The organism is Streptomyces sp. NPDC058470, assembly GCF_042721055.1.
Classification (GTDB): Bacteria; Actinomycetota; Actinomycetes; order Streptomycetales; family Streptomycetaceae; genus Streptomyces.
In genome coordinates this window covers 1-24,874 of the sequence record NZ_JBHXMF010000044.1, presented here as the reverse complement: position 1 = coordinate 24,874, position 24,874 = coordinate 1, and the positions used below count along the sequence as shown (strand labels likewise).

40 protein-coding genes are annotated in these 24,874 nt (G+C 68.2%); 2 read left to right on the top strand and 38 right to left on the bottom strand.

The annotated features are described in order from the left end of the window. The first annotated feature begins 47 nt into the window (after positions 1 to 47). Entirely contained in the window at positions 48 to 245 is a 198-nt protein-coding gene (locus ACFWP7_RS28835; protein WP_384386920.1) for a hypothetical protein, read from the top strand. A 57-nt stretch (positions 246 to 302) separates the two neighbouring features. Here the strand turns inward: ACFWP7_RS28835 and ACFWP7_RS28830 are convergent, their stop codons facing one another. From ACFWP7_RS28830 to ACFWP7_RS28710, 25 genes are all read right to left on the bottom strand, one after another. Beyond that, positions 303 to 557, bottom strand: a complete 255-nt coding sequence (locus tag ACFWP7_RS28830) for a hypothetical protein (RefSeq protein ID WP_384386917.1) — start codon at positions 555 to 557, stop codon at positions 303 to 305. Then, complete coding sequence (locus ACFWP7_RS28825; RefSeq protein ID WP_384386915.1) at positions 558 to 815, bottom strand: hypothetical protein; 258 nt, start codon at positions 813 to 815, stop codon at positions 558 to 560. A gap of 2 nt (positions 816 to 817) precedes the next feature. Continuing rightward, entirely contained in the window at positions 818 to 1,627 is an 810-nt protein-coding gene (locus tag ACFWP7_RS28820) for a hypothetical protein (RefSeq protein ID WP_384386913.1), read from the bottom strand. 103 nt (positions 1,628 to 1,730) lie between these two features. Next, positions 1,731 to 1,985, bottom strand: coding sequence for a hypothetical protein (locus ACFWP7_RS28815; protein ID WP_384386911.1), 255 nt, complete (start codon positions 1,983 to 1,985; stop codon positions 1,731 to 1,733). 8 nt (positions 1,986 to 1,993) lie between these two features. Then, positions 1,994 to 2,503, bottom strand: a complete 510-nt coding sequence (locus ACFWP7_RS28810; protein ID WP_384386908.1) for a hypothetical protein — start codon at positions 2,501 to 2,503, stop codon at positions 1,994 to 1,996. A 12-nt stretch (positions 2,504 to 2,515) separates the two neighbouring features. Continuing rightward, positions 2,516 to 5,347 (bottom strand): hypothetical protein, encoded by a 2,832-nt coding sequence (locus tag ACFWP7_RS28805; RefSeq protein WP_384386905.1) that lies wholly within the window; start codon positions 5,345 to 5,347, stop codon positions 2,516 to 2,518. Then, complete coding sequence (locus ACFWP7_RS28800) at positions 5,347 to 6,894, bottom strand: hypothetical protein (protein WP_384386902.1); 1,548 nt, start codon at positions 6,892 to 6,894, stop codon at positions 5,347 to 5,349. The genes ACFWP7_RS28805 and ACFWP7_RS28800 overlap by 1 nt, the downstream gene beginning before the upstream one ends. A gap of 25 nt (positions 6,895 to 6,919) precedes the next feature. Continuing rightward, a complete protein-coding gene (locus ACFWP7_RS28795; RefSeq protein WP_384386900.1) occupies positions 6,920 to 7,198 on the bottom strand; it encodes a hypothetical protein in 279 nt (92 codons plus the stop codon). A 14-nt stretch (positions 7,199 to 7,212) separates the two neighbouring features. After that, a complete protein-coding gene (locus ACFWP7_RS28790) occupies positions 7,213 to 7,623 on the bottom strand; it encodes a hypothetical protein (protein ID WP_384386897.1) in 411 nt (136 codons plus the stop codon). Between the two features lie 22 nt (positions 7,624 to 7,645). Next, on the bottom strand, positions 7,646 to 8,080 hold the full coding sequence (locus tag ACFWP7_RS28785; protein WP_384386894.1) for a phage tail tube protein: 435 nt from the start codon (positions 8,078 to 8,080) through the stop codon (positions 7,646 to 7,648). 55 nt (positions 8,081 to 8,135) lie between these two features. Next, on the bottom strand, positions 8,136 to 8,564 hold the full coding sequence (locus ACFWP7_RS28780) for a DUF3168 domain-containing protein (RefSeq protein ID WP_384386891.1): 429 nt from the start codon (positions 8,562 to 8,564) through the stop codon (positions 8,136 to 8,138). Continuing rightward, positions 8,561 to 8,953 (bottom strand): HK97-gp10 family putative phage morphogenesis protein, encoded by a 393-nt coding sequence (locus ACFWP7_RS28775; RefSeq protein ID WP_384386888.1) that lies wholly within the window; start codon positions 8,951 to 8,953, stop codon positions 8,561 to 8,563. Before ACFWP7_RS28775 ends, ACFWP7_RS28780 begins: the two co-directional genes overlap by 4 nt. 5 nt (positions 8,954 to 8,958) lie before the next feature. Next, the gene (locus ACFWP7_RS28770) at positions 8,959 to 9,132 is read right to left on the bottom strand and encodes a hypothetical protein (protein ID WP_384386885.1); all 174 of its coding nucleotides are present in this window, start codon (positions 9,130 to 9,132) and stop codon (positions 8,959 to 8,961) included. Continuing rightward, complete coding sequence (locus ACFWP7_RS28765; protein WP_384386882.1) at positions 9,132 to 9,470, bottom strand: hypothetical protein; 339 nt, start codon at positions 9,468 to 9,470, stop codon at positions 9,132 to 9,134. Before ACFWP7_RS28765 ends, ACFWP7_RS28770 begins: the two co-directional genes overlap by 1 nt. Continuing rightward, on the bottom strand, positions 9,463 to 9,819 hold the full coding sequence (locus ACFWP7_RS28760; protein ID WP_384386880.1) for a head-tail adaptor protein: 357 nt from the start codon (positions 9,817 to 9,819) through the stop codon (positions 9,463 to 9,465). Before ACFWP7_RS28760 ends, ACFWP7_RS28765 begins: the two co-directional genes overlap by 8 nt. After that, positions 9,816 to 10,409 carry a hypothetical protein gene (locus ACFWP7_RS28755; RefSeq protein WP_384386877.1) on the bottom strand — a complete coding sequence of 198 codons (594 nt, stop codon included), beginning with the start codon at positions 10,407 to 10,409 and terminating at the stop codon, positions 9,816 to 9,818. Before ACFWP7_RS28755 ends, ACFWP7_RS28760 begins: the two co-directional genes overlap by 4 nt. 13 nt (positions 10,410 to 10,422) lie before the next feature. Further along, on the bottom strand, positions 10,423 to 10,740 hold the full coding sequence (locus ACFWP7_RS28750; RefSeq protein ID WP_384386875.1) for a hypothetical protein: 318 nt from the start codon (positions 10,738 to 10,740) through the stop codon (positions 10,423 to 10,425). 1 nt (position 10,741) lies between these two features. Continuing rightward, on the bottom strand, positions 10,742 to 11,110 hold the full coding sequence (locus ACFWP7_RS28745) for a hypothetical protein (protein WP_384386872.1): 369 nt from the start codon (positions 11,108 to 11,110) through the stop codon (positions 10,742 to 10,744). A gap of 14 nt (positions 11,111 to 11,124) precedes the next feature. Continuing rightward, positions 11,125 to 11,988, bottom strand: a complete 864-nt coding sequence (locus ACFWP7_RS28740) for a P22 phage major capsid protein family protein (RefSeq protein WP_384386869.1) — start codon at positions 11,986 to 11,988, stop codon at positions 11,125 to 11,127. 14 nt (positions 11,989 to 12,002) lie between these two features. Beyond that, positions 12,003 to 12,734, bottom strand: a complete 732-nt coding sequence (locus ACFWP7_RS28735; protein WP_384386867.1) for a hypothetical protein — start codon at positions 12,732 to 12,734, stop codon at positions 12,003 to 12,005. 50 nt (positions 12,735 to 12,784) lie between these two features. Next, positions 12,785 to 13,768, bottom strand: coding sequence for a hypothetical protein (locus ACFWP7_RS28730; RefSeq protein ID WP_384386865.1), 984 nt, complete (start codon positions 13,766 to 13,768; stop codon positions 12,785 to 12,787). Further along, a complete protein-coding gene (locus ACFWP7_RS28725) occupies positions 13,765 to 15,243 on the bottom strand; it encodes a phage portal protein (protein WP_384386862.1) in 1,479 nt (492 codons plus the stop codon). Before ACFWP7_RS28725 ends, ACFWP7_RS28730 begins: the two co-directional genes overlap by 4 nt. A gap of 9 nt (positions 15,244 to 15,252) precedes the next feature. After that, entirely contained in the window at positions 15,253 to 16,878 is a 1,626-nt protein-coding gene (locus tag ACFWP7_RS28720) for a hypothetical protein (protein WP_384386859.1), read from the bottom strand. Further along, positions 16,862 to 17,341 carry a hypothetical protein gene (locus ACFWP7_RS28715; protein ID WP_384386856.1) on the bottom strand — a complete coding sequence of 160 codons (480 nt, stop codon included), beginning with the start codon at positions 17,339 to 17,341 and terminating at the stop codon, positions 16,862 to 16,864. The genes ACFWP7_RS28720 and ACFWP7_RS28715 overlap by 17 nt, the downstream gene beginning before the upstream one ends. A 163-nt stretch (positions 17,342 to 17,504) precedes the next feature. Continuing rightward, on the bottom strand, positions 17,505 to 17,705 hold the full coding sequence (locus ACFWP7_RS28710) for an HNH endonuclease signature motif containing protein (protein WP_384386853.1): 201 nt from the start codon (positions 17,703 to 17,705) through the stop codon (positions 17,505 to 17,507). Between the two features lie 220 nt (positions 17,706 to 17,925). On the opposite strand from ACFWP7_RS28710, the gene ACFWP7_RS28705 reads away from it, so the two are divergent. Further along, positions 17,926 to 18,465: a hypothetical protein gene (locus ACFWP7_RS28705; protein WP_384386850.1), complete on the top strand. Its 540-nt coding sequence runs from the start codon at positions 17,926 to 17,928 to the stop codon at positions 18,463 to 18,465. A gap of 186 nt (positions 18,466 to 18,651) precedes the next feature. On the opposite strand, the gene ACFWP7_RS28700 is transcribed toward ACFWP7_RS28705, so the two are convergent. From ACFWP7_RS28700 to ACFWP7_RS28640, 13 genes are all read right to left on the bottom strand, one after another. Continuing rightward, positions 18,652 to 18,831: a hypothetical protein gene (locus tag ACFWP7_RS28700; RefSeq protein ID WP_384386847.1), complete on the bottom strand. Its 180-nt coding sequence runs from the start codon at positions 18,829 to 18,831 to the stop codon at positions 18,652 to 18,654. Between the two features lie 14 nt (positions 18,832 to 18,845). Beyond that, positions 18,846 to 19,094, bottom strand: coding sequence for a hypothetical protein (locus ACFWP7_RS28695; protein ID WP_384386845.1), 249 nt, complete (start codon positions 19,092 to 19,094; stop codon positions 18,846 to 18,848). Positions 19,095 to 19,322: 228 nt separating this feature from the next. Beyond that, positions 19,323 to 21,440: an FtsK/SpoIIIE domain-containing protein gene (locus tag ACFWP7_RS28690; RefSeq protein WP_384386842.1), complete on the bottom strand. Its 2,118-nt coding sequence runs from the start codon at positions 21,438 to 21,440 to the stop codon at positions 19,323 to 19,325. Positions 21,441 to 21,526: 86 nt separating this feature from the next. Next, on the bottom strand, positions 21,527 to 21,703 hold the full coding sequence (locus ACFWP7_RS28685) for a hypothetical protein (protein ID WP_384386839.1): 177 nt from the start codon (positions 21,701 to 21,703) through the stop codon (positions 21,527 to 21,529). A gap of 2 nt (positions 21,704 to 21,705) precedes the next feature. Further along, on the bottom strand, positions 21,706 to 21,975 hold the full coding sequence (locus ACFWP7_RS28680; RefSeq protein WP_384386836.1) for a hypothetical protein: 270 nt from the start codon (positions 21,973 to 21,975) through the stop codon (positions 21,706 to 21,708). A 97-nt stretch (positions 21,976 to 22,072) separates the two neighbouring features. Continuing rightward, a complete protein-coding gene (locus ACFWP7_RS28675; protein ID WP_384386833.1) occupies positions 22,073 to 22,489 on the bottom strand; it encodes a hypothetical protein in 417 nt (138 codons plus the stop codon). Continuing rightward, a complete protein-coding gene (locus ACFWP7_RS28670; protein ID WP_384386830.1) occupies positions 22,486 to 22,671 on the bottom strand; it encodes a hypothetical protein in 186 nt (61 codons plus the stop codon). The genes ACFWP7_RS28675 and ACFWP7_RS28670 overlap by 4 nt, the downstream gene beginning before the upstream one ends. Continuing rightward, the gene (locus ACFWP7_RS28665; RefSeq protein WP_384386827.1) at positions 22,668 to 23,378 is read right to left on the bottom strand and encodes a hypothetical protein; all 711 of its coding nucleotides are present in this window, start codon (positions 23,376 to 23,378) and stop codon (positions 22,668 to 22,670) included. The genes ACFWP7_RS28670 and ACFWP7_RS28665 overlap by 4 nt, the downstream gene beginning before the upstream one ends. Further along, on the bottom strand, positions 23,375 to 23,755 hold the full coding sequence (locus ACFWP7_RS28660; RefSeq protein WP_384386824.1) for a DUF6907 domain-containing protein: 381 nt from the start codon (positions 23,753 to 23,755) through the stop codon (positions 23,375 to 23,377). The genes ACFWP7_RS28665 and ACFWP7_RS28660 overlap by 4 nt, the downstream gene beginning before the upstream one ends. Next, positions 23,752 to 24,027 (bottom strand): hypothetical protein, encoded by a 276-nt coding sequence (locus ACFWP7_RS28655; RefSeq protein ID WP_384386821.1) that lies wholly within the window; start codon positions 24,025 to 24,027, stop codon positions 23,752 to 23,754. Before ACFWP7_RS28655 ends, ACFWP7_RS28660 begins: the two co-directional genes overlap by 4 nt. Further along, entirely contained in the window at positions 24,024 to 24,176 is a 153-nt protein-coding gene (locus ACFWP7_RS28650; protein ID WP_384386818.1) for a hypothetical protein, read from the bottom strand. Before ACFWP7_RS28650 ends, ACFWP7_RS28655 begins: the two co-directional genes overlap by 4 nt. A gap of 97 nt (positions 24,177 to 24,273) precedes the next feature. Beyond that, on the bottom strand, positions 24,274 to 24,483 hold the full coding sequence (locus tag ACFWP7_RS28645; protein WP_384386816.1) for a hypothetical protein: 210 nt from the start codon (positions 24,481 to 24,483) through the stop codon (positions 24,274 to 24,276). Positions 24,484 to 24,554: 71 nt separating this feature from the next. Beyond that, positions 24,555 to 24,812 (bottom strand): hypothetical protein, encoded by a 258-nt coding sequence (locus ACFWP7_RS28640; protein WP_384386813.1) that lies wholly within the window; start codon positions 24,810 to 24,812, stop codon positions 24,555 to 24,557. Between the last annotated feature and the right edge of the window lie 62 nt (positions 24,813 to 24,874).

Below are 24,874 nucleotides of genomic sequence, written 5' to 3'. Positions count from 1 at the left end.
GCGTGGCGCCAGTACGCTCCAAGTAACAACGAAAGGGGGCGAACGTCATGATTACGTTCGACCCGGACAAGAAGCCCACCAAGCGAACCTGGATGCGAAGGCTCTTCAGCCTCAACATGGCGGCCGACGTCCGCCGCGCCAGGCTCGACAACCGGGACCTGAAGACCGCCAGGGGCAAGCTCAAAGCGGCACGCTCCGCGCAGGCTGACGTCAAGGACCTGAAGAAGCGCGGCATCCTGAAGTAGGCACGACGAAGCGCCCCCTGCACGGTCGTGATGACCGTGCAGGGGGCGTGGTGTCGTTCAGCGCATGAGGAACTGGGCGACGACCCCGGCTCCCGCGCCGAGGACGGCGGCACCGCCGGCGGCGCGCCACATGGTGTGCTCCAGGGTGCGGATCCGGGACTCGTGGTCGGCGACGTCCTTGCCGACTTCCGTGAGGCCCTGTCCGATGGTGTCGAGCTTGGTCTCTACCCGGGTCACGCCATCGCTCAGGGATCTCAACTCCTGGTACATCTGGCCGTTGCTGATGTACACGCCCGCGTCGGGCGTGCTCACCTACACGCCTCTCGCGAGCGAGGCCGAGTTGGTGACGTCGCGCCAGCGGGCGACGAGGCCCTTCCCGAGAGCCAGCACCGCGCCCACGCCACCGGCGCCCGCGGCGTACCACATCGAGCCGTTGAGGGGCTGGGTGACGACGATCCCCGCGATACCCGCCTGAAGGAACGTCGACAGGACGCGCTCAAGGAGGTCGCGGCCGTAGGTGGCGGCGGTCTTCACGACGGTGTCGGTCGAGGGGAAGTTGAGGTCACTCATGGTCAGCTCTCCTTCTGCGCGAGCGCAGTCTCGATCTTCGCGAGCAGGGCGTAGGTGGCCTTGACGTAGCTCTCCAGCGTCCAGTGCTTGTTGGTCGCGTGGTCGACGGCGGTGACCGGGGACTCGATGACGTCGTCCAGGGTCAGCACACGGGTGGCTACCCGGGTCAGGTCCGAGTCCTCCAGGACCCCGTCCCCCGCGATCAGCTTCACGGCAACCGCGTTGGCAACCTTGTTGATGTCGTCAGTGGACAGAGCCACGTCGTCCTCCTCGGGAGCAGGGGTGCCGGTCGCGCGGGCGACGATGCCCGGGAACACGACCGTCTTGAACTGGGTGATGCGGGCAGGCCCCGGGCACGCGTGCGCGTTGGGGTTCCATGCGTCGTACTGCTTGTGCCAGCCGAACCCGGGGTCGGATGCGCTGCGGCACAGGCGGAGGGGGATGCCGTGGGTCTGGTGCATCCACACGCCGAGCAGGATGAGCTTCTCGACTTGCGCGGCCGTCCAGACATCGGTGGCCTGCAGGTTGGATGCGGTCTCGATGGACACGGCGCCGGTGCCGTCGGTCCGCAGGTTCGCCGCGGCGTTGGCGTCGGCCTTCGTCTGGGTGCCGATGTACTGGCCGAGGTCGCCCTCATAGCCCAGCCCGAAGTGACTTTCGAGGTTGGTCGATTCGCGCCAGTATTCGTAGGTACGGCGAGCCGTCCACGGAGCGGCGAGGCTGTGGACGATGAACTGCGTCGGCTTGATCGCAGCCTGCGAGTCGGACTCCGGCTGCAACTCCATCTTGACCGCGCCGGGATACCAGGCCATGAGGGTCTCCAGACATGACGAAAGCCCCGGCCAACGGCGCGGGGCGGTGGGGAAGTCGGGGGTGATCTGGGCCCAAGCGGGAGGGCTTCCGCCTGTGGGTGCCCTATTCGGGCAGTTCGTAGTACCGCTCCTCGTACTGGGCTGTGGTCATCACCTCGAGGTAACCCGCGCCCGGGTAACCGATGGCGATCCACTCCCCCACATTGATGGTCTGTTCGTAGCCGTCGTAGTCGGTGTACGTGAGGACGGTGCCGGTGTCAGATACGAAACCGATCCCGGTACACCACTGGCCCGCGATGTACTCACCGTTGGTGCCGTCGTACAGAACACTCAGCGAGTACCGGACGGCCTTGGGCACTGGATCTCCTAAGCGGTGCGCTTGATCTTGAGTACGGACCCGTTGCGCACCTGAGTGGCCGCCGCATCGGATGTGACTTGCGCGAACTGGAACTGAAGAGTTCCCGCCGTGCCAGCCGTGATGAGCGTTCCGCGGATGTACGCAGCCGTGCCACTCAGGTTGGCCCCGCCCAGACTGATGTTTTCCACGCTGGTGCGGATCTGCATGAGTACGTCTGTGGCGGGGGACGTCGTAGCGGTAGAGGCCGCACCGTGGACACCCCACGCGAAGGTCGAGCTGGCAGGGACAGTCCATCCGCCCTTGAACCTGCCTGTCGTGCCCGAGCTGTGCAGAAGCCACATCTCGACCTCATAGGTGGCGTTGGCGACCGCGCTCAGGAACAGCTCGTCGTCGTTCTGGAGCGTCGTCGACGACGTGACGGTCTCCGTGGTGGACTTGGTCACCTGCTCAGGGATCATCGCCCGCAGGATGTCAGCAGTCACGCGCTGCCCCGCGTGGACATCTGGGTAGATCGGCATGCGGACGCCTCCTTACAGGGAGAAGTAGACGGGGTGGGCAAGGCGCACATCCTCAGATGCGGCGTGCGCGACCTGGACGCCGTTCACACCACGGACCACGGTGAACGTCTGGGGAGATGCGGTACCCGAGACCGCCGTCACCCGCACGACCTCGCCCCCGTTGATCCGCACGTCGAAGGGGAACTCGGCAGCAAAGCCCGTGCTGTCCACCCACACAACGTTGCCCGCCGCTGTGGCCACGCTCAGAGACGTTGCCGTCGACGTCGCGGATGAGTTCAGCGAACTGCCTGATGTGTCAGCCCTGCCGTAGGTGCTGCTGTCCGCCACGAACGCTGTCCAGGGCTCGGCCGGCACGCAGTTGAACGTGATCTTCCACGAGTCCGGTCCGGCTTCCTCCGTGTAGCCGTTGATGAGGACATTGACGTCATCGGGTCCGTGGTCATCCGGGAGATTCGTCAGCCGGATCTTGTCGCCCACGTCGGCCCACAGAATGGAGTCGATCATCTGGAAGACGCGTTCGTTGGCCAGGTCCAGGGTGAGGCGCGCGTAGCGGACCCCGTCGTAGGTCCCCAGGTGCAGGCGCATGCCGGCCACGTGCCCCGCCTGGTCGTCCGTGTAGAGACTGTAGGTGTACGACCGGTCGTACCGGCCAACCCCGTCAGGAGGGTCCAGCACGGACATGGAACCCTCTTCAAGCACCTGCCGGGAAGGCACCTGCCCTCCGTCCCGCTGTACGGAGACATCGTTCTCAGTCAGCTTGTCGCCATCGTCCGGCCGGAACGGGGCGCTGATGACGCCCGAGGAGAAGTCGAGCGTGAAGGCGGGCGGCTGGTTCCACAGCGTGGACTGACCACGGTGGATCACCTCGTTACGGTCCCGGCTCTCCAGGAGGTAACCGAAATTGGTTTTGTTCGCTTCGGTCATCAACTCCAGGAGCTTCTTGCGGCGCTGGATCCCCATCAGGCCCTGGTGTGCCGTCTCGCCGGCCACCGTGGCCGTGTAGCCGCCCTCGGTGGCCAGCCGCTCGATGCGCGCGCCTGCGCGTTCCCCCGGGTAGCCTGACGCCGCATTCCAGAAATCTGCTGCGGTAGGGCCCGAGCTGTCCCAGTAGGTGACGTAGCCGATTGACTGGTCCCCGCCCGAGATGCCGCCACCCGAGACCAGCGACCAGTTGTACAGGATCTTGCTGACCGCCTTCACGACGATGCCTACAAGAGTGCCGCTTCCTACCGAGGCGCCGTCAACGAACATCTCCCACGTGGAGTCCGCCACCCCCGGGTCGACAGAGAACCGTATGTGGTGCATGGCCCCGTCGTAGATTCCGGCGCCCACTCCAGTCAGGATCAGCGAAGACGAAGACGACGTCTCGCCCTGGCTCGCACGGAAGACCGTGATGTCGTTGTCGTTGGTGTCCATCGATAGCTGGAAGTAGACGAGATTGTTGGCGTCCGTGCCGGCGCCGCGGTCCCGGATCTCGAACACCCCCGTGTTGCCTGGTGCCTCGCTGGAGTACAGGAAGTCCACTGACCAGGCAGCCGCTGCGGCAGCAGAGTTGGGCACCGCGCCTGTAAGCCCGCCCGCAGTCTCCCCCTTGAACGTGATCACGGGTTCGACCCAGTCGGCCAGAGTCCCGGACCCCCACTCCGGCAGATCAGTGCCCACGGTCAGTTGGGCCCGCATGTTGCCGCCGCCCGTCAGGGACTTGCCCGACGTGCCGGACTGCCCCGCGTCAGTGAGCGGCCAGCACTCCACGGGCGCCTGAGTCTTCAAATAGCGCAACAGGGCCGAGTCGACCGGTTTGTTGCCCGCGTCCATACGTCGCGTGACGCCTGAAGGCTCCAGGGACACGTAGGTGTCATTCCCGGACAGGTGCCGTGTGGGCGGCCACGCGGGCACCTCCCCGACGAGGCGGGTGTGCTTGTTCGTGAGCGTGGCGCCGGCGCGAGTGGACCACACCAGGCCACGCGAATCAGTGAACGACGTGGCGCCCACTCCAGCGTTTGCCGTGGCCATGGCGACGGCGACGGTACCCGCGATGCCGTTGAGCAGCTTGAGGGCGAATCCCTTCCCCGTCATGCGCGCGATCGCTCCCCCCGCCGGGTCTGCGTTGAAGTCGTCCCCAGAGCCGAACTCCAGGACGGCAGTTCCGCCGAATACGGACGTGGTGCCCACACCAGTGACGGGGAGTCCGAGGAGGGTCCATTCCTCGTCGTCGACGGTGCGGCCCGTGTAGAACCTCACCTCATGGCCGGAGGCGCCGTTGTTCACGTCCAGGGTGACCCGGAGCGCCATGCGCTGCCCGTTGTAGGCCTCGATCGCCTCTGTGGCGTCCACGTCCAGACGGGCGGCCAGGGTGCCGTCCGTGGACCACAGGAACGTCGGTACGCCGTCGAGGATCTCCAGCGCCCAGCACCGGTTGTTGGTGCTGGTCGTCTCGTACCGCGCTGCGATCATCTGGGACTGTGACCAGTCGTCCAGCGCGATATCGACGCGCAGGTCAAAGTCTCCGGTCACGTCGAGCGCAGCAGCGTCCGGGGTGAACAGGCCGTTGTCGATCGTGCCGTCAACGGCCATCCACGGGCTTCCGACGCGGTACCCCAGACGCATCGGCGTGTTGCGCCCGATCTTGTTGAACAGGTCGCTGGAGACGTTGCGCGGCGCGTAGCGCAGGGACCGGTTGCCCAGGTCGCAGGACCCGGTTACAGGACCCGCCGCCCCCGAGGATTCCGAGGACAGACCACGCGTGATGCTCACCGCGCTGGTCTGCCGCAGGTCGCGTGTGACTGGGTTCCACGCGTCGTCGAAGAACAGTTCCGCCCACAGCTTGGGGGGCAGGCTCGGCATCAGTAACCTCCTGCGTAGCGGGTCACATCTCCACCGGCCTTGGTGCGCACTTCGGCCTGCAGGTACTCCCGGAAGGGGCCGCCGTCGATATGGACGACGACCGGCTGATTGCTGCCCTTCATGTTCAGCAGTCCCTGGAGCTTGCTCAGGGGAAGCACGGCTTCCTGCTCCCGGCCTTCACCGATCATGGCCAGGGTGGGGCCTGTGGTGACACCGCCCTCGGCGAGGTAGGGGATGTAGGGAAGGAAGCCGATGTTGACGCCGGGAAGGCTGTTGGCTCCGCTGATCAGAGTGTTCACGCTGTAGATGCCGTCGTTGAGCAGGCTGATGATTCCGTTGAGTGCCCACTTCAGGCCGCTGACGACGCCGTCCCACATGCCGCTGAAGAAGCCTCTGATCTTGTCGACCCAGCCGGAGACCGTCCGTCCGATGTTGCTCCACTGGGTTGAGATCCAGCCGGTGATCGGACCCCAGTTCTTGATGATGATGCCCAGCGGGGTGAAGTTGAAGAAGATCGTCTTCACCATGTCGACAGCCCAGTTGAACAGAGCGACGATGTCGTCCCACAGGCCCTTGAGCCAGTTCCAGACCGCGTTGAAAATCTTGATGGTCCACGCCTTGATCGTGTCCCAGTTCTTGATGATCAAGACTGCCAGACCTACAACAGCCGCGATGATCAGGGCGATCGGCCAGATGGAAAGCAGCCACGCGGCCGCCATGGTGATCGCGCTCAGGGTGGCGGTGGCGGCCATGGCGATCCAGGAACCCACCCAAGCCGCCGCCGTGGCGACGGCCGACCCGACAGCGGTCACAGCAGTGGCGACAGTCCCCGCCCCGAACAGCGCGAAGGTCCCGATGAGACCGAACAGCGCGGTGCCGATCTGCGAGACCGTGCCGACCCAGCCGCCCATGACGCCCGCGCCGACCTGATTGCGCTGGGCCTCGTTGAGATCGAGCTGTGCGCTGCTGGCATCGATAGCCGCCTGCTTGCCGTCGAGCTGGGCCTGGCTGTAGTCCTCAGTCGCCTGCTTGCCGTCGAGCTTGGCCTGCTTGGCATCCGCATCCGCCTGGCTCAGGTCGATCTGCGCCTGCTGAGCCTCAAGAGAGTTGGGGCCGAACTCCTTGACCGCGTCGTTGTAGTCCTTCTGGGCAACCTTCTGATCGAGCAGGGCCTGCGCTAGGTCGATGCCGGACTGGGCACCGTCCTGCTGCGCCTGGTTGGCGTCGATCTGGGACTGCTTCATGTCCTGGTTGGCCTGCTTGACATCGAGCGCAGCCTGGGCGACGTCGTTCTGTGCGCGTGCGAGGTCGTCGGCCCGCTGCTCTCCCGTGTTCCACAGGTCGACGGCGCCGTTGACGATGTCGCCCATGCTGGCGAACGCGCCAGCGGCCCCGAGCGCTCCGACACCGACCTTGTCCATGCTGCCGGCGAGGCCGCCGGCCTGGCTGTCCGCCTGACCGAGGTCACCGCTGGCAGAACTGGCCGCGTCGCCCAGTCCGTCGATGCTCGTGGTTGCGTCGTTGATCGTCGCGGACGTGTTGCCCATGTCCGCGGCGATCTCAACCGTCACGTCAGACATGCTCATCACCCCCCATCGACCTGTTGATGCCGCGGATGGCCGCCAGCAAGTCTTGCGGCCCCTTCCGTTCGGTTCCGTAGGGCAGCAGGAAGTCCTGCGGCGTGAATCGCTTGCCGCCCTTGCCCCGGCTGGAATTGGCGATGGTGGCCGCGATGGTGGCCGCCTGGATGTCGTTCCGGCGCCTGCCGAGTGGGCCGGTGATTTTCTCGAAGGCCATCCACTCGGTCAGCTCGGCCGAACCCAGCCGGGAGTCCAGGTCGGCCACCGTCATCCCGAGATGCTCCGCTAGCCGGAAACGGAAGAGCCGCTCTGGGCGGCGTCGGAGTTTCCCTCGGCTTCCTTCACGGCGAACCGGCCCATGCGCGAGAGCTCCTGGACCTTGGCTGCCAGCCGCTCGATCACCGCGCCGGACTTCTGGCTCAGCTCGCCGATCTCCTTGTTGGAGTAGAGCCGCTCGAAGTTCTCGTCCACCATTCCGAATGCGACGAGCTTCTCGCGGTACGTCTTGAGGGACTCGACCCGTAGCTGCGGGCTCTGGCCGTTGGCGACGACGCTGCCGGCCTCGATGTAGCCCCGGTCTGCGGCCGACAGCTCCATGAGGCGGACAGCCGCACCCTCGCCCCACTCGGGGACGGGCACGTCCTCCCACGCCCGGTCGACAGCCGCGTTGATCTGAGCCTTCGTCAGTAGTGCCATGATGCGCTCTCTCCCGCTCTCGTCAGGCGCCGGTCGCGGTCAGCACAGGCTTGCCGGAGATCTTGAACGTGGCCGTGCGCTCCATCTTGTCGTCGTGCGGGAACTCGTCCCCCAGGCTGGTGATCAGAGCGGGGAACTCCCACGTGTGCTCATCCGCCTTTCCCGGGAGGATGACGACCTGGTACTCACGCAGCTCGTCTTCCTCGAAGTCGTCGTCGAGCGCCTGGTGGGTCGTCTCGCCGGGGTCGTAGTTGATGGTGATCTCGACTTCCCCGCCGTCCTTGAGGCCCTTGGCGAACTCCCGGTACTTGTCAGGGGAGTCGTGGGCGGTGACCTCGATGGCCTCCCGCGACCTCGAAGGACCGGAAACGTCCGAGACGTTGGCGACGGCCACGAAGGTGCCGGCGCCGTTGGAGTCACGCTTGAGCTGGGTACCGAATGCGTCAAGACCGGCCATGGTCTCCATCCTTCTGAGGTTGTCCGGCGCCTGCGGCCGGTCGTTGATCGAACATTTACGAGGGGGCGACCTCAGTGCCGATACGGAATGTCATCGGCACGTGCCGGATGTCACCCGGGGGCTCGGGGTCCTTGAGCGTCTGCATGGACACGAACCGCGTCCACCGGTGGACATGGCCCTCGATGGTCAGCGGTGTGTGGTCCAGGACCTGGATCACACGGGCCGCGATCGTGAGGCTCGGGGCGAAACCGCGGTTGTGGTCCCAGATGTGCAAGGTCTCCAGCACCTCGGAGCTGTACCGGTCGTGCGCGTTGGACGGGGTCTCCACCGCCTCACCGATGACGATGTACGGGTAAGGCTGCTTCTCGTTGACCCAGTCGAAGACGCCCTTGATCAGGCCCATGAGCGGTGCGTCGGCGAGCAGCGCGTTACGCACGCCGTCCTGCGTGGGCAGCGCTGCCAGCCCCGGAGTGGGGGTGCTCACCGCAGGGCCCGCCGTATCTCGTCTGTCAGCCGGGCGGCAAAGCGGCCCCGCTCACGCTCCAGCGCCGGATACAGCGACGGCTGCGCAGGACGCCTGCGGGTACCGAACTCGACATAGGTGGCGTAGGAGTTCTCGCGGCCGAACCAGCCGACATCGGCGACCAGGCCGCCCTCGCGGTAGCGGATGTCGACGGCGTCCTTGAGGTGGTGGCTGTCGCTGCCCCTCGTGTCGACGGGCACGTTGCGCTTGACGTCGTCGCGTACCGCCTCGGCCGACTCCTTCACAGCCTCTACCAGGGAGTCCTTGATCTGGTCGGGCATGTCCTGGAGGCGTTGCTTCAGCTGGGCTATGCCGGTGACCCTTACCGGTGCCCGTCCGCTGCGTGCCATCGCCGTCACCTCCTGCTGAGCTGCTTGCGGATGAGGGCCAGTTCGCCGGCGACGGCGAGCAGGGCCCACGCGATGGCGCGCGGCACGTCGACGTCGCCGAGCCCGAGGGAGTCCTCGGCCCGGCGCCGGTGCTCGTGCGGTTCCAGGCGGGGCGGCTGCGGCCGCTCTGGTCCGGCCATCAGACGCCCAGCTCGAAGGGGCGCACCGTCACGGTGGTGACCGCGCTGTAGGTGATGGCGGCGCGGCCGGTGGCGCCGCGGAACACGTTGGCCAGCGAGATGACCGCGTGCTTCCCGGCGGCCACGGCCACCGCGGTGTCGGCGATGGCCAGTCCGGACACGGTCCCCGGCGTCGCCACCGTGACCGTGATCGAGCCGCCTGAGCCGTTGTTGACGTACAGGAACCGGCCGGGCCCGACGGGGGCCGTGTCCCCGCCGACAGCCGCGGCGGTCGCCTGGGCGGCGACGTCGGCGATACCGGTGGCTACCGGCACCGTGGTGAGGCTGAGATCAGCCATCGGGTTCTCCTTCTCCCTGGATCAGCTCGGCAAGAGCCTTCGAGTACACGGGGCGGGACGCCTGGACGACGGACAGCACACGGAAGCTCTGGGCGTTGCCCAGGCCGTCCGTGCCGCGCAGTTCGTCGCCGCGCCGGACGTCGGCGCTGGGCAGCATGAACACGTCGTGTGAGTGCTTGGAGTTCGCCTGCTGGGCGATCAGGCGTTCGGTGGGCGAGGGCTGGTCGACCTTCGCCCGCACGGGCAGCGCCTGCTGGACGAGCGTGGCGGTCTGGCCGCCGTGCCCGTCCGGCGCCGTCTGCGGGCGCCAGACGTCCAGCCGCCGGTTCAGGTATCGGCCGACGCTCACCGTGACCTCAGCAGCTGCATGCCGCCGCCGAAGCGGGCTTCGAGCCGCTCGCGCCAGTACTGCGGCAGGTCCATCTCACTGACCCGCCCGTCGCCGCCGTAGGTGACGGCGTAGTCCCCGATCCGCTCCGAGGTGATGACCTCGGTGGCCAGGCCCGTACCGTCCTCCTCCGACCGTTGCGCCTTCAGCGCGCCCGCGACCATGCGGCACACCAGGTCGACGATGTCCGAAGGCACTGTCGCCAGGCCGTGTGTCTGGGTGACCTCGACCTCGGACGGGCCGTCGCATCCCGTCCAGCCGACGGCGCGCCACAGCCGCTGTGAGCGCAGCCGCCAGTCGGTGATGGCCACGCCGTCCAGCTCGACCGTGGCAACGGCGGAGACGGGCAGGCCGGGCAGTGTCAGCCACTGGCCCGGCTCGCCCTCCAGCGTGATGGTGGATGTCGTCTCCGAGATCGGCGACCCGGCCGCCTCGCGCACGGCGGTGGACGCGACATCGAGGGACACTCCGACGAACTCCGTCTCGGAGGGGTCCACGGTCAGGCCGCGGGCCTCGAGGTCGGCCTGTGTCGCCAACGGGTCCAGTGCCACGGCGACCTCCTCGTCAGCTGGCCAGTTCGATCAGGTCGGCCTTGGTGAGGTTCGCCGCGTCCTCGGCAGACAGGTGCCCCTGCCCGACGACGTAGGCGATCCACTCGGACTTGGACGCGTTCACCCCGGGGCGCGGGGACTTGCCCGCGGTCAGGTCGCTGCCGCCGCCGTCCTCGGACGGTGCCGCAGGACCCGGGTGGTAGGGGGTGCCGTCGGAGTGAACGCGGACCAGAAGGCCGCGCTCGTAGCGTTCCGCGATGCTCTCGGGGAGGGGCAGGTCCATCGCGAAGATGGCCCCACCCTCACCCCGGACATGAATCGTCTCGGCCATGTCAGGTGTTCCTCGGGACCTTGAGGGCGGTGATCGTGGCGTCGACCGTGGCGCACTCGATGAGCATGCTGCCGTCGGACTGGACGAATCGGCCCGACTCGAACGGGCCGATGAACTGCGCACCGGTCGTCGCGGCCACCGTGACCGACAGGTCGCCCTGCCCTGCGGCGATGGCCTGCGGACCGGTACCCGCCTTCACCTTGATGATCTGCTGCACGCCGGTGTTCACCACCCGCAGGACGGTGAGCTCGGGGAAGGCGTTGGAGATCTGCATGTTGTTCGTCGGCGCGACGACCGTGGTCGTCCCCGCCGGCTGTGCCAGGTTCGAGTTCGGGACGAGGCTGGAATACGGGATCTGTGTGGTTGCCATGGGTCAGGCTCCGATCAGGCGGCAGGGTTGATGAACGCGGCGGCCAGGTGGTCGGGACGCACGACCTTCGCGCCGTACAGGGCCAGGCCCTTCACCGCGTCGCTGAAGCTGGACTCGGGGCGGTACGCCTCGGTCTTGTTGATCTGCTCCGCGAACGTGATCGCCGCCGACGTCCCCGCGGTGATGACCTGCGTGTCACCGGACGGGTTCGGCACGTTGTTGGACTCCAGGATGTCGAAGCCCGCCGCGCGCCCGACCATGCCGTTGCGCAGACCGGTGTCCGTGCCCGACTCGTTGACCTTCACGAACCGCGAGTCCTTCAGCAGCGACGCGTAGAACTCCGGGGAGACGATCACGTAGCGGCCCGCCGTGGGCACGCTCGCCTTCGTCAGCGCGGTACGCAGCGGCACGAGGACCTTGTCGTAGGCGTCGTTGACGCTCGTGTACGTGTCGATCGGGGAGCCGACCACGTTCAGGAAGTTCGCGGCCTGGATCTGCGTGTACAGCCCGGCGACGTACTGGTCGACCACGTCGGCCAGCCCGAAGGCCGCCTCACTCATGGCCTGCGGGATCAGGTTGGACTTCACCTGACGCTTGTCGACGTCGTCGATGGAGAACGCCCAGTACTTCGACTGGTCGACCACCAGGGTGCGCTGCCCGGTGGTCAGCTTCTCCGGGGTGATCGTCGTCGAGCCCGGGGTGTAGGTGCCGATCGCCGGACGGGACACCGAGGTGATGCGGACGGTGTCGCCCGCCTCGTTGATGTCGCCCTCGTAGTCGCGGTTGACCACGGTCGGGGCCGCGTAGACGAGGGCCTTGCGGGTCGCGACGAGCAGCCGCGAGCTCCAGATTTCGGGAACAAAGTTCCGGACGGTCATGGGTTCCTCCTGGGTTACTTGCCGCCCATGAGGTCGTCGAGCTGGCCGTCGATGCGGGCCTTGTCGATCGCCTCGGGGGACATGGACTTGAGGTCCTGCTGCGTGAGCTGCTTCGGCCGGCCCGCCTTGCGCGCTGCGCCGCCGTCGCCTGTGCCCTGGAACCTCTTCGCCGTTGCGGCTGCCAGGTAGGGCTTGTTCTTGATGAGGTCCTCGATTGCTTCCGCGACCTCTTCGGTGTCGACGTTGCCGTCGTCGTCGACCTCGAACTGATCGAGGTCGAGGAACTTGTAGGCGTCGGCCGGGTCCGCGAGCTTGCCCGCGGCGGCGGCCTTCACCTCCGCCCTGAGGATCCGGGCGTTGGCCTTGGCGGTTGCCGCCGCATCCGCCTTGGCCTGGATCTGGTCGGCGTCGCCGTCGGCGGGCTTGAGCTTGGCCTCGGCCTCGCGGCGGCGCGTGCGCTCCGTCTTGAGCTTGGCCTTCATGGCGTCGAGGGCCTTCTTGCCCTTGTCGCCGAGGTCGTCGGCACCGTCCGGGTCGGCGTCTGTGTCGGCGTCATCCGCCTCCGCGTCGTCGCCCTTGTCGGCGTCCGCGTCGCCGTCCGTATCCGCGGCAGCGTCCGCGTCGTCGGTGTCGGCGTCCTGGTCGCCGTCCGCGTAGAACACGGGCGAGAACAGGTCGTCGGGGTAGGGGTGGGACCAGCCGGGCGCGTGCGCGCGGGCGCGGCGGGGCAGGGTGCTGCGGTGCATGTGATCTCCCATTGCGGGGTGTAGGCCTGCGCGTTGCGCGCGGGCGGGGGTCAGGCGATGTACGCGTTCTGTCGCAGCAGCCGGACCGCGTGCTCACGGTTGTCGGCCTGGCGGACGATCTCCTCGGGCATGAGGCGTGTTGCCGTGGGACTGAACCCGCGGATCGACTGGGACCGGGGGATCGCTCCCTCGTCCTGCAGACGGCGGAACTCCCGCCGCCGGAACTCGCCACGCTGCGTGCCCTCTGTGGTGGCCCGCACTGTGCGGCCGAACACGGTCGCCGACGCCATGCCGCGGCGGGCGTTGACCACCTGGCCGATGTCGGCGCCGGCGTCGATCGCCTGCACCGCGGACGCGCCGAACACGCGCTTCCTCTCGGCGTCGGACATCGACTCGAAGAGCGCCTCGGGGCTGTCTGGTGTGGGCCGGTGCTCGCGGGTGACGGGCTCCATCGAGCAGTTGCACTTCGGGTGCCGGGCGAATGCCGTACTGACGCCGTACTCCCGACCCGCCAGGACCAGGCAGCGCGAGCAGGCGCCGCCCTCAACGACCCGCACATACGACGTCACGGCCGGACGGCTGATCATGCCGACCGAGTCAGCCGCGCGGCCCGCGTCTGCCACGGCTGTGCGGACCACGGCGTCGAGCAGGGCCTGACCGCTGGCCATCGACTGCACCACCGGCCTGCCCTGCGTGACGAGCCGCAGCGCGGCCCACATCGGAGCCATCAGCACGCTTGCAAGCGGAAGCCCGGCGCCGGTCACGCCGACCAGTGCGGCGGGATTGAGGCGGTCGGAATCCGGCTGCTCCGAATCCGTGCCCAGCAGCTGCATCAGCCATGGCTCGGTCGCCTGCGCGGCGGCCATCTGCCCGCCCGACACGACCGCCACCAGGCGGGCGAGCATGCCCACCCACGACGTATAGATGTTGTCCCGGTCGACCTGCCGCCACATCTGCCGCGACGCCCGCGCGGACGCCTCGGCCAGGCGGCGCCGCGCCTCCATGTGCGCGACCGCCTGCGGGGACGGGCTCATGCCGCCGTGTCCTCACCCGGATCCGCGTCGTCGGCCGGCGGGTCCTCGGCGGGCGCGGTCCCTCCGCCGGTCAGGCTGCGCGTCAGCTCGGTGACCGGGTCCGCCTCCAACTCGCGCTCCCGCATGGCGAGAACCTCGTACACCTCGGTCGGGGTGAGGCCGTACCGCAGCGCCAGCCACTCGAAGGGGAAGCCGAGCTGCTTCAGCTTCAGCAGCGCGTCCGCCATCTGCGCGTGCGAGCGGGACTCGGTCTCCGCCCACAGCACACGGCCCGAACGCAGCGCCGCGGCCTTCTCGTACTCGCCCTTGGCCAGCGCGACCAGCGTCGCCATCTCACGCAGGCCCTGCCCGTACCACAGGGTCTTCTCGTCGCACCGCTTCACGAGACCGGTCTCCGCGGCGAGCAGCGCGCCCTCGCCGAGGTTGGCCATCTTCCCGATCAGGTAGTGCTGAGGGGTTCGGGTCTGCGCGGCCAGGTGACCGACTGCCATCTCGATGATGCCGCTGTACATGGCCAGGTTCGCGGCCTGCCATTCCGCGATCCGCGCGTCCTTGCCCGTGATCCAGGCGACTCGGTCGACCTGGAACTTGTCGAGGTCAATGGGCTGTTTGCCGACGATCTCACCGGCCGAGTTGAGCTTCGGGATCATCGGCCGCTCGGCGCCCAGGACCACGCGCTGCGGGAACGAGGCGTAGTCGGAGGCGGTGAACAACTGCGCCCACAGCAGGTTGATTGCGTCCTGCATCGCGACCACGCCAGCGACATCGCTGATCGGGTCCTCGACGAGCATCGGCTTGTTGCGGAGCTCCACCATGGGCACCACGCCCATGGGGTTGGGCTGCGGGTTGGGCTCGTCGCCGAGTTCCCGCGGCGCCCACCGCTTGAGCTCCTCGTCGACGTCCGCCATCTGCGGGGACTTGTCCTGCTGCTGAAGGGGGCGGCAGAACTTCCACACCTCGTGCTTCAGGTACAGGGTGGCGAAGTCCATGTTGCCGTCCTGCCAACGCTTCAGCGCCGCCCGGCGCAGACGGCGAGAGCCCGGCTCGTAGACGACGATGCACTGCGAGGCATCCTCGAACGTGACCACCGGCATGTCCGGGTCGTCAGGGTCACCCCACACCAGGACGAAGCACCGGCCGCTGGTGACCGCACCGAGGAAGCCGAGCTGGCTGTCGGCGTCGAGGCCATTGACCTGCCACACCTTCCACAGATCCCTGTCTGCGGACGTCTCGCCGTCGGCCACGAACCCGGTCACGGTCAGCCGCTCGACCGGAGCGTCGGCCACCACCTGCACCCAGTTGTCGGAGAAATCCCGGTAGCGCTCCCCGTGGAACTTCGCGAACTCATCCGACGCGAACTTCAGCGGGTGCTTGCCCCGGTAGTAGTCGTTATGCCGGTCGATCGGACCGCGCCTGCTGATCAGTTCGTTCTCCAGCAGGGAGACCAGCTGGAGAGCCTGCCCCTCCGTAGCCATGGGCCCTCCTCAACTGCCGTAGTAGTAGGACACTTCGCGCTCGGCGAGGCCGGCGGCGATGACGTCGCCGAGCGCCTCGTGGGCGAGGATGCTCGGAATCGTGGCGTCGATCTTCTGAGTGGGGCTGGCCTTGCGCAGGACGTAGCGGTCCATCGGCCGGGCCGCCATGCGGGTGTGGGTGATGTGGTCGTAAGTGGTCTCGCAGGCGTCATGGCGGAACGTCGCATCCCGCTTGATCACGTCGGTCTTGAGCCGCTCGCACGCCGCGTGCATCTGCACGATGCGGCGGGTGTGCCAACGGATGACCCGCTCTTCGCCGTACTCGTCCACCCAGTCGTCGATCTCGGTGTCCCAGTACGGCGGGTCCGCGTACAGCCGGACCACGTCGTACCGGCGCATCAACTGGCCCATCGCCGCGCGCACTTCAGCGCGCGGCACCTGCCCGCCGTGATCGGCCGGGTTCCAGATGGTCGGCTCGTCGTTGTCCCCGTACTTCGGGGTGAACTGGTAGCCGTCCATCGTCTCGGCACGGATCGCTGTCCAGTCGTCCGAGTCGCTGCCGTCGAACCCAAGGACGATCCGGGTCATGGGCCGCACCCGCTGAGGCTTCGCCTTCGCCGCCCACTTCGCCGGGTCCAGCCAGGTCGCCGTACCGGCGACGCACCTGTTGCCGAAGAACCTCTCGGCCTGCGCCTCGTCCTTCTCCATGATCTCGGCGGCCTCGGCCTCGATCGCGTCGAGGTCCACATGGGACGAGCCCGCGTACACGACGGCGTGGATCTTCCGGCGCTGCCGCTTGTCCTTGTACGACAGCGACTTGGGCGCCTGCGGGTGATACCGGAAGATGTCCCGCGCCTTGGCCTCGCTGGTCGTCTGCGCGACAGATCCCTCCGACGGATCCCACCCGTTCGTCGTCTCCATCGACCGGCCGCCCATGCCGGCCGCGCCGCGCCGCTGCGTCTCGGCGACCCGGCGCAGCTTGTTCGCCGCGGTGTAGAGACCGGTCTCGTCCTGCATCGCGAAGATGATCGGGTTGCCCAGACGGCTCAAGGCGGACGCCGTGACCACGTCGACCCGGCCGTCATCCCCGACGCGAGTGAACTCCTCGCCCGTCTGCATGATCTCGGAGAGCGGGCCGTACTTCACCATCGACCGCAGCGGCCGGTACACGTTGTCGACCTGGTCCTCGGACGTGGCCGTCAGCTGGATAAGCGGAGTGGGCCACGGCACGCCCATCGGCTCGCCCGGCTCGTAGTCGTACCACCAGCCGCAGCCGCAGCCGTGATCCGAACACCGGTACCGCTCGCCGCCCTTGGCCCAGCCGTTGAAGACCACCGGCCCGGCGGCCTCGGCCAGCACGATCGTCGCCGACCACGGGCCCTTGCCCGTCTTCTGCGGCGCAACGACCTGGCTACGGCGGTAGTGGAACGCAGTCGCCAACTGCCCGACGCGAGCCTGCGGCTTCACGCGGTAGTGGTTGACCGTGCACCACAGCTGCCACGGGTACAGCTCCAGATCCTCGCCCACCCGGAAGCCGTCCGGGATCGGGCAATGCGCCTCGATCCAGTCCGGGACGATCCACAGGGTGGGGAAGTCGACGACGAATTCGGCGCCGGCGTCAGGCCCCTTCGCCACTGGGCACGACCTTCAGCCGGTCGCGAGCCGACGGACGCCGAACGGCATCCGGCTGCCCGGCCTCCGTAGCGGCGGGCTCCTCGACCGCCGGAGCGATCTTCCACCGGTTCCGGTTCATGCCCGCCACGCTGAGGCCGAGGCTGTCGAGGTACCCGCGCACCATCTTCTTGACGTCCACGCGGGCGTCCGCGCGCTCGGCCTCGGCCAGCGTCCGCACGAACAGCGCGACCTCCAGCGTCTGGCCCATGTCCTCCCACGCCACGGCCTGCGGCTTGGCCCACAGGTCATCCCACAGGTCCAGCTCGCGGTCCGCGGCCTCGGTCAGCGGCCACTCGGGCGGTGCGCCCTCGCGTCCTTCTGCCGGCAGCGTCCGCCATCCGCCCTTGTCGATGGCCTTCGTGCTGCGCAGAGACCTCGGGTCCGGCGGCGGCCCGGAGACCGCGCGCGCTCCTCCACGGGGCATAGTCGATCACTCCTCATCGCTGCGTTGCGCAGCACAGAGAGACGTCACCTTGCGTGACATCTGGGACCCTCTGAACCCGGCGCACCCCTTAGCGCCCTCCCCCGCGTCGTCCGCCCCCAGGCCGGTTGGGGGTACCCCCCCTGGGCCGGTCACGTTCGGTGACTCAGGTTCCCCAGGTTTCGGCCGCGGTTTTGCGGGAGTGGTGGGGCTTGCTCATGGCCTGCCAGTTGTCCGGGTCGTAGCCGCGGGGGCCGAGCGGTCCGAGTCCGTCGATGTGGTCGACCTCGGTCGCCAGGTCGCGTTGCAGGGGTGGCAGGGTCGAGCACTCGGGGCACTCGCAGTACGGGTGATCGCGTAGGTACATGGCGCTTGCGTCGCGCCATCGTCGGCCGCGTCCTGCGTCCTTGTGCCGGGGTCTGTCTGCTGTGGCCTGGGCTTGGCACGTAGCGCACCGTCCGCTCGTGGTGAGCGTTGGGCATCCAGGGGTTGGGCAGACCTGGAGGGCTCGGGGGGGCATGCCTTCGACCCTCGCGTCTCTCGCCGTTCACGCGTCGGGCGGGCCCGCGTCGCTGCATTCTGGTTCGATGCTGACGATGACTGAGGCCTTCGCTTCTGCGGTGGTGGCTGTAGCCCCCGTAGTGCTCTTGATCGGTGTAGTTGAGATCAGTCTCTCGGGCCGTAAGTTCCTTGCCTCGTACAGCGAGCACGCCGACCTAGTTGAGAGGCGCGTCGCCCTGATACCGAGCAATAATGCTGACGACGCGGAACGTGCTCGTTCTGAGATCGATGAGCTTTACACGCGTGCTCCACGGATCCGGAGCCCACTGGGCACGTTGGCTGTGTTTGCGGGTTGGCTGATCGGAGCGATGTGTCAGTACGAAGCCTTCCAGCGGGCGCTGAGTTGGCTGGGAACTCCGGATGCCGGGCCGAGCCCAGGTGACGCCCGTTTCTGCTTCCTCGCCTTGAGCTTTGGCTTGAGCTGGGTAACTCTGCTTCCGCTGTTGCAGGTCATGGCCTCGCACCTTCGCATCTCCAACCGCACCAGGCGGGCTCAGCGTCAGCTCGACGCATTCTTGGACGCGACCGACAGCGCACGCGAGCCCACCCAGTCACCTCAATCGTGAGTCGGACCGAGGTGGCCGCGCGAAGCTGACTGCAGGGCGCGCGTCAGGCCATGACGGGCGTGCTCGGCTAGTGACACGACGAATCCCCAGCCGGGGGGATTGGCTGGGGATTCGTCATGCGTCCTGGTCAGCGGTATGTGGGCACGCTGAACATGGGTTGAGTGTTACACCCGTTCGCCTAACGGGTCAAGCAGCCCGTTTGCTGGGCTGGGCTTGGAGTTCGTGCAGGTCGACGAGGGCTCGGCCTTGGTTGTCGTGGCCGTGGTGGGTGAGCTTGCCGCGGTGGAGCCAGACGCGGATGGTGCCGGGCCGTATGCCGGTGGCTGCGTGGGCGGCGTAGGGGTCGACGAGGACGGGTTGCTCCATGGCCCCATGGTGCTCTACTCGTCGTCGGGGTCGGGCACGAGCTCATCCGGCTCCAGCGAGAAGAACACCACACGGGCGTCTTCAGGCGCCCCGTATTCCTTGACTATCTTGTTGAAGAGGTGGTTGTAGAGCTCTTGGCGACTGGCGCCAGGCAGAGGGCCGCAGTCGCCGTCCGCTGTCTCGATCTGCCAGACGCGGTCCTTGCGCCACGCGATGGTGATGATCCAGTGCCAGCGCTTCCGCTTGAACTGCGTGGTGGTCATGGCCCCCAGTCTCGGGCTGGGCCTGAGCACCCGGTAGAGGGTCGCAGCAGGGGAGGCTGTGGTGTCGGCACGGCGGACAGTTCCGGAGCCTTTCAACGGGCCGTTTCCACGGGTCCGCGAAGTTGGTCGAAACCCGAAACTTGCCAGCTCAGTCCCGATATCGGGGTCGAAACCGGTTTCGGATCAAGGTGAAACCACTGCCTTGATCCGAAACCGGCTCCCAGGGTCCTATTCGCCGTCCTCGGCGGCAGGCAGATCGACGTACCGGAGGCCCTTGGCGCCGCCGCAGCACTCCCGGATGGTGAGCTGTCGGGTGGCGACCTTGAAGGGCTTGAGGGTGGCGCTGAGAGCGGTTGAGGCGCCTGCCGCGTCCATGTCCAGCCACGGCTTGTAGAGGTCGGGCCGGTAGGCGGCGAGGGCTTCGACGAGGCGGTGCGAGTGGACCGAGTCGGTGCCGTCGGGCCAGATGGCTCGTAGGTGGTCGAGGATCGTCTCTACGTCCAGTTCGGTGACCTGGGCGCCAACGGCCTGCCCGGTGAGGGTGCCGGCGGCGGTGCGGAGCGCGAGGGCGCGCTTGCCGATGTCCTCGGCTTCGGTCTGCTTGATGAACGCGGCGCGGACGGTGATGCCTTCGCGGCCGCGGGCGAGGATGCCGGTTCCTTGCTCGTCGATGCTGATGTCTGTGGCGCGGAGGCCGCGGTCGTAGGCGCCGGTGCCGAGCACGTTGTTGTTGGCGCGCCAGTCCATGACTGCGAGGCAGAGGCGGGTGCCGACCGACGAGGAGACGCCGGTGGGCAGGGAGGGTGCGTCGGGGTTCTGGGTGAGGAGGATGAGGATGATGCCGTAGGCGCGGCCCTTCTTGATGAGGCGGGTGGCGAGGGCGGCGGCCTCTTCCTTGTACTCCGGGTGGGTGAACAGTTCCTGTACCTCGTCGATGACGATGACGCGGGGCCCGAGCTGCTGCTCGGGGTACTTCTCGGCGAGGGCGCGGGTGACTTTGCGGCCCTCGGGGACCTCGCTGGCGGGCAGGGACTTGATGAACTTGGCGCGCCGCTGGTATTCGGCAATCCCGGAGCGCATCCCGGCGAGGGCGGCCTCCAGGTCCTCGTCTTCGTCGCCGGACACGTAGCGGTGGCAGACGGGCTTGACCGCGTCGAGGTCGCCGGAGCCCTTGAGTTCGTAGATCCACAGTTCGGCGGTGGGGTCGAGGGCGACGCCGAGGACGATGGCGAGCGCGCACGACGTCTTGCCGGAGCCGGGGATGCCGCCGACCAGCAGGTTGGAGTACATGAGGGTGATGTCGATGAGGTTGCCGCGGGGGTCGAAGCCGTAGGGCAGCGGCTGATACACGTCGGCCTGGCCGTCCTTCATGAGCGGCCACAGCTTGCGGGCGGCCTTGGCGGGGTCGCGCTGGGCGACCCAGAGCACGAGGCGGCCGGGGTGGGCGGTGCGGTCTCCCTCGGGCCACACGGTGCTGATGGGGCGGCGCATAGCTGCGGCGAGCGCGGACCGCTTCTCCAGGACGGCGGTGGCTTCGATGCCCGGGGGAAGGTCGACCTCGGCGCGCCAGCCGGGGCCGTCGCGCATGACCTCGGAGGCGAACTCGACACCCTTGCGCCCCTTCTTGCCTTCGATGCCGATCGCGGCGAGCGCCTCGAACACCTCCGTGCTGTCGAGGCGTCGGAGGATGTTGGTGGCGACGTAGCGGGTGATGAGGGGCTTGTCGCCCTTCTTGCCGCACAGGCCGGTGAGGGCTGCGGCGGCGACCGCGGCGGTGAACGTCCAGCCGGGCGCGAGGAACGAGCTGACGAGGGTGGTGATGCCGGTGACGGTGGCGACGGCGAGCGAGGCGATACGGCGGGGGCGGACCCGGCGGGACTTCTCCCGCGACAGCGACAGCCAGGCTTCGATGTCGGCGGTGGCTGCGGCCTTGGCCTCGACCGGCCGGGCTTCGGTGTCGGCGACCCACTTGCCCCAGCGGATGACGAGCCGGCCGGTGCCGCGCGGGGAGCGCAGCAGCAGGCGGGCAGCGTAGACGGGTACACGGAGGGTGTGGAAGGCGGAGACGTGCCCGTAGTAGGACGCGGTCCAGCGGACGGCGTGCTTGAAGGCGTCCCAGCGGCGGAAGGTCGGGGGGACGACGGGCGGTGCGTCGGCGAGGTACGCCTGCCGCTCGGCGAGCCATGTGCCGTCCAGGGTGGGGTCGGGACGGTCGACGGGACGCGGTTCGGCGTTCTGGACGACGTCGATGATGGTCTGTGTGAGGTCGGCGTCCTGGGCGTCCTCGGCGTCTTGCGGGGGTGTCCGGGGTGCGTCCTTGTGGAGCTGGACGACGTTGTTCGTCATGCTGGGGCTTCCTGCCTCTTGCTGGGGTATGGGTGCGCCCTGGGACGGCCGTCCACGGCCAAGCGATCGGCCGTCCTGGGGCGTTGTCACTTCTGGCGCTCGGCGTCTTCGCGCTTCTGGGCGTCCTTGCGGATGCGGTCGACGCGGTTTTCCAGGCGCTTGGTGCTCTTGCCGCGGGCTTCGCGGCGCCGGATGCGGGCGCCGAGGAGGATCACGGAGGCCAACTCGCCGAGGTTGTGCGGGTCTTTGCTGGTGAGCGCCATGGTCAGCGCACCTCCGTGCACTTCGGGTACGAGGAGCCGCGCATGCAGGAGTCGTAGTCGCTCTTGCTGACACGGAACTCGTGCTCGCTGCCGTCCGGGGTGCGCACGGTCAGGTATTTCCAGTACGTCTTCGTCGCGGGCTTGTAGTCGCGGTCCTTGTCGACGACCCGACCGGCGGGGCCTGCGGGGAGTGTCGGGCCGCAGCCGGTCAGGGCCAGCGCGGCGATGGCCGCGGCGGCGACGACCGCGAGGATGGGGCGATGGTTGCGCATGGGCGTCTCCCTGGTTGCGGGCCGGGCTGTCCGGCCCCACCGCACCCCCGCAACCGCGGCCGTGATGACCGTGGTTGACGGAGGACGGAAGGGCAGGTCAGCGGCGACTGCCCCTCTTGCCGGCGGGTTTGGCTGCGGGCCGGATCTTCTGGGCGGCCCATCCGGCGGCGACGATGACGCCGGCCAGGCAGAGGGTGAGCATGGTGAGGTTCTGGCCGACGGCGCCGATGATCCCGATCAGCGTGCCGCCCATGATCACGACAACGGCGCAGACGGATGCGGTGCAGACGACGACTACGGCGAGGATCAGGAACGTGATGATGATCAGGCGCTGTAGGGCGGGGTCCAGGCCTTGTTGGACGGGCGCCTGAACGATGACCGGGGGCATCGGCTGGCCGATGGTGAAGTGCACGGGGCGGCCCTGGTTGTCGTAGAGCACGTTCGGCGGGCGGTGGTGGGCGGGCGTCTGGTCCGGTGCGGCGTAACGCTGGTAGTTCTCCGGCAGGTTGCTCACGCGGCCCACCTCCGGACGGTTCGGGCGATGCGTGGCCAGAGCAGGACGCCGGCGGCGAACGCGAGGACGACGGGCTGCGAGACGATCGCGGCGACGACGGCGACGACGGCCAGGACGAAGGCGAGGAGTGCCGGGTAGGCGACGAGGAGTCCGAGGATCGCTCCGAACAGGATGCGCATCATGACGGCACCACCGATCCGGAGATGACGGGCAGCTCGTCCGGGTGGAAGAAGCTCCGGTTCCGGGCGTCCTTGCTGTGGACGGTGAGGCGTCCTGTGTCGACCCAAGTGCGGACGGTGGACATCGCGATGCCGTACCGCTCGGCGACCTGTGCGGACGTCATGAGGGGCGGCTCGGGCGGCGGTCCGTCGTCGGCGTCCTCGGCGTCCTGGTCCGTCCCGGGCAGGAGTTCGGGCGTCCCGTCGGCGTCCTTCTGCTCGTTGCGTTCGAGGGTCACCTTGGCTTCGGACAGAGGTCCTTGCGGGACCTCTGTCGCTACCTCGGGGACGGGCCGGATGGCCGGGGACGGTGCCGCGTCCTGCTCGTCCTGGGGCGTCTGCCTGGCGAGCGCGTGCGTCCGCCAGAGGGCGATCGGTACGAGCAGGGAGACGACGGCGACGAGGTCGAGGTTGACCTTGACGACGCCCGCGTCCAGGGCGTGGGCGCATACCTGGGCTGCGCCCATGAGGGTGAGGGACAGGAAGACGTCGAACGCGCGGAACCACTTCAGTGCGGCGATGACGTAGCAGTCGAGGGCGAGCGGCAGCATGACCGCGATGGGCACCTCGGCGCCCAACCGGCGGGCGAGCTCGTATTCGGCGATGGCGGTGTAGGCGAGGCCGGCCGCGGTCGAGGTGCGGCGGATCCAGACGCCGGAGTTGTCGGTCATCCCTGACCACCTCCGCGGATGCGCTCTGCCTCGTCGGCGAGGCGGTCGAGGGCGTCGAGGTGGGCGCGGGTGATGGCGGTGAACGCGCGGACGCCGTCGGGGTCGAGGGGTACGACTTCGGCGTCGATCTCGACGGCGACGATGGGCAGCGGCTCGTCCGCGAGGGCGGCGTAGGGGGCGTGTGAGATCCAGGCGCGCAGGTAGTCGACGGTGCCGAGGGGGGTATCGAAGCTGACGGCGATCTCGGGCCCGTTGTGGGTGATGTCGGGTCGGAAGTTGGCGCCGGTGTGCGGGTCGATGCACCAGTCGGGCTCGTCGATCTCTAGGGCCTTGGAGACGAGGACGTTGACCGTCACCATGCGGGGCTCGGTGCTCACTGGCCCTCACCGGCCTGGTCGGCGAGGAATGCGGCGACGGTGGGGAACTGGTCGTCGACGGAGCGGCGGACGGCGTCCTGCTCGACGGCGTACAGGAGGATGCGGAGGGCTTCGCGGAGGGCGGCCGGGTTGTCGCTGCTGAGGACGCGCCGGCCGAGGTCGACCGCGACGGCGATGTCGCTGGCCTGCGGGGTGCGGGGGTGCGGGATCTTGGGGATGGCCGGGCGGTTGTCCTCGGCGTCCCACGCAGCGGGGGTGGGGGGCTGGGTCATCGGGTCACCTGCTTGGCGATGACTCCGGTGGCGCCGGCCGCGGTGACGCGCACGGTGATGGTGCGGCCGGGGCTCCGGCGGATGACGCCTGCCGCGATGATGTGTCGGCCCGTTTCGGGCGCACGGGTGGGCATGGAAAGATCGGCCATAGCCGGATCTCCTCCTGGTCTAGTCAGGATGGCGTTCTCGGTCAGGCCCTTGGCTGGGGCGGGAACCCCGGCCTTGGGCCGTCTTCAGTTGTGGGTGCTACTCGGTCTTGCGTTGGTAGGCGCGGATGGCCTGGTTGACGCTCGGTGTTGTGACGCCGAGTTCTCTGGCGACGGCGGCTTGACTGCCGAGTTCTTTGGCGCCGTCGATGAGGGCTTGGGCCCGTTCGTCGGTGGCGTCTTGGTAGGCCCGTTGTGCGGCCTCTTGCTTACGGACGGCTTCGTCGTGCCGTGCTCTCCATGTAGTCACGTCCCTCCTCGTACCGGAGGTGACTGCCTGAGTACAAATGTAAGCAGGGGTGCTTATGCCTGTCAAGGTGCTCACGCGGCCGCGTCCTGCTGTGCGCGGGCGAGTGCCAGCCAGCGGTCCGGTGACCACGCCGAGCCGCACCATGTGCACTGCACCGAGGACTGCCCCGGACGCAGCAGCAGGACGGCGCCGCACACGGTGTCCCCCGCGTCCAGGACGGCGGGACACAGGCCGAGACGCTTCGGACGCTCAGCCGGATCGCGCGGGTTCACGATCGACGCGACGTCCCGCTCAAGGCCGCGGATCTCCTCGGCGAAGGCGCCCGCCATGGGCCAGCTAGGGCCTGTTTGAGATGTTGATCAAGGTCGTGAAACGATCTTCGGATGGCTCG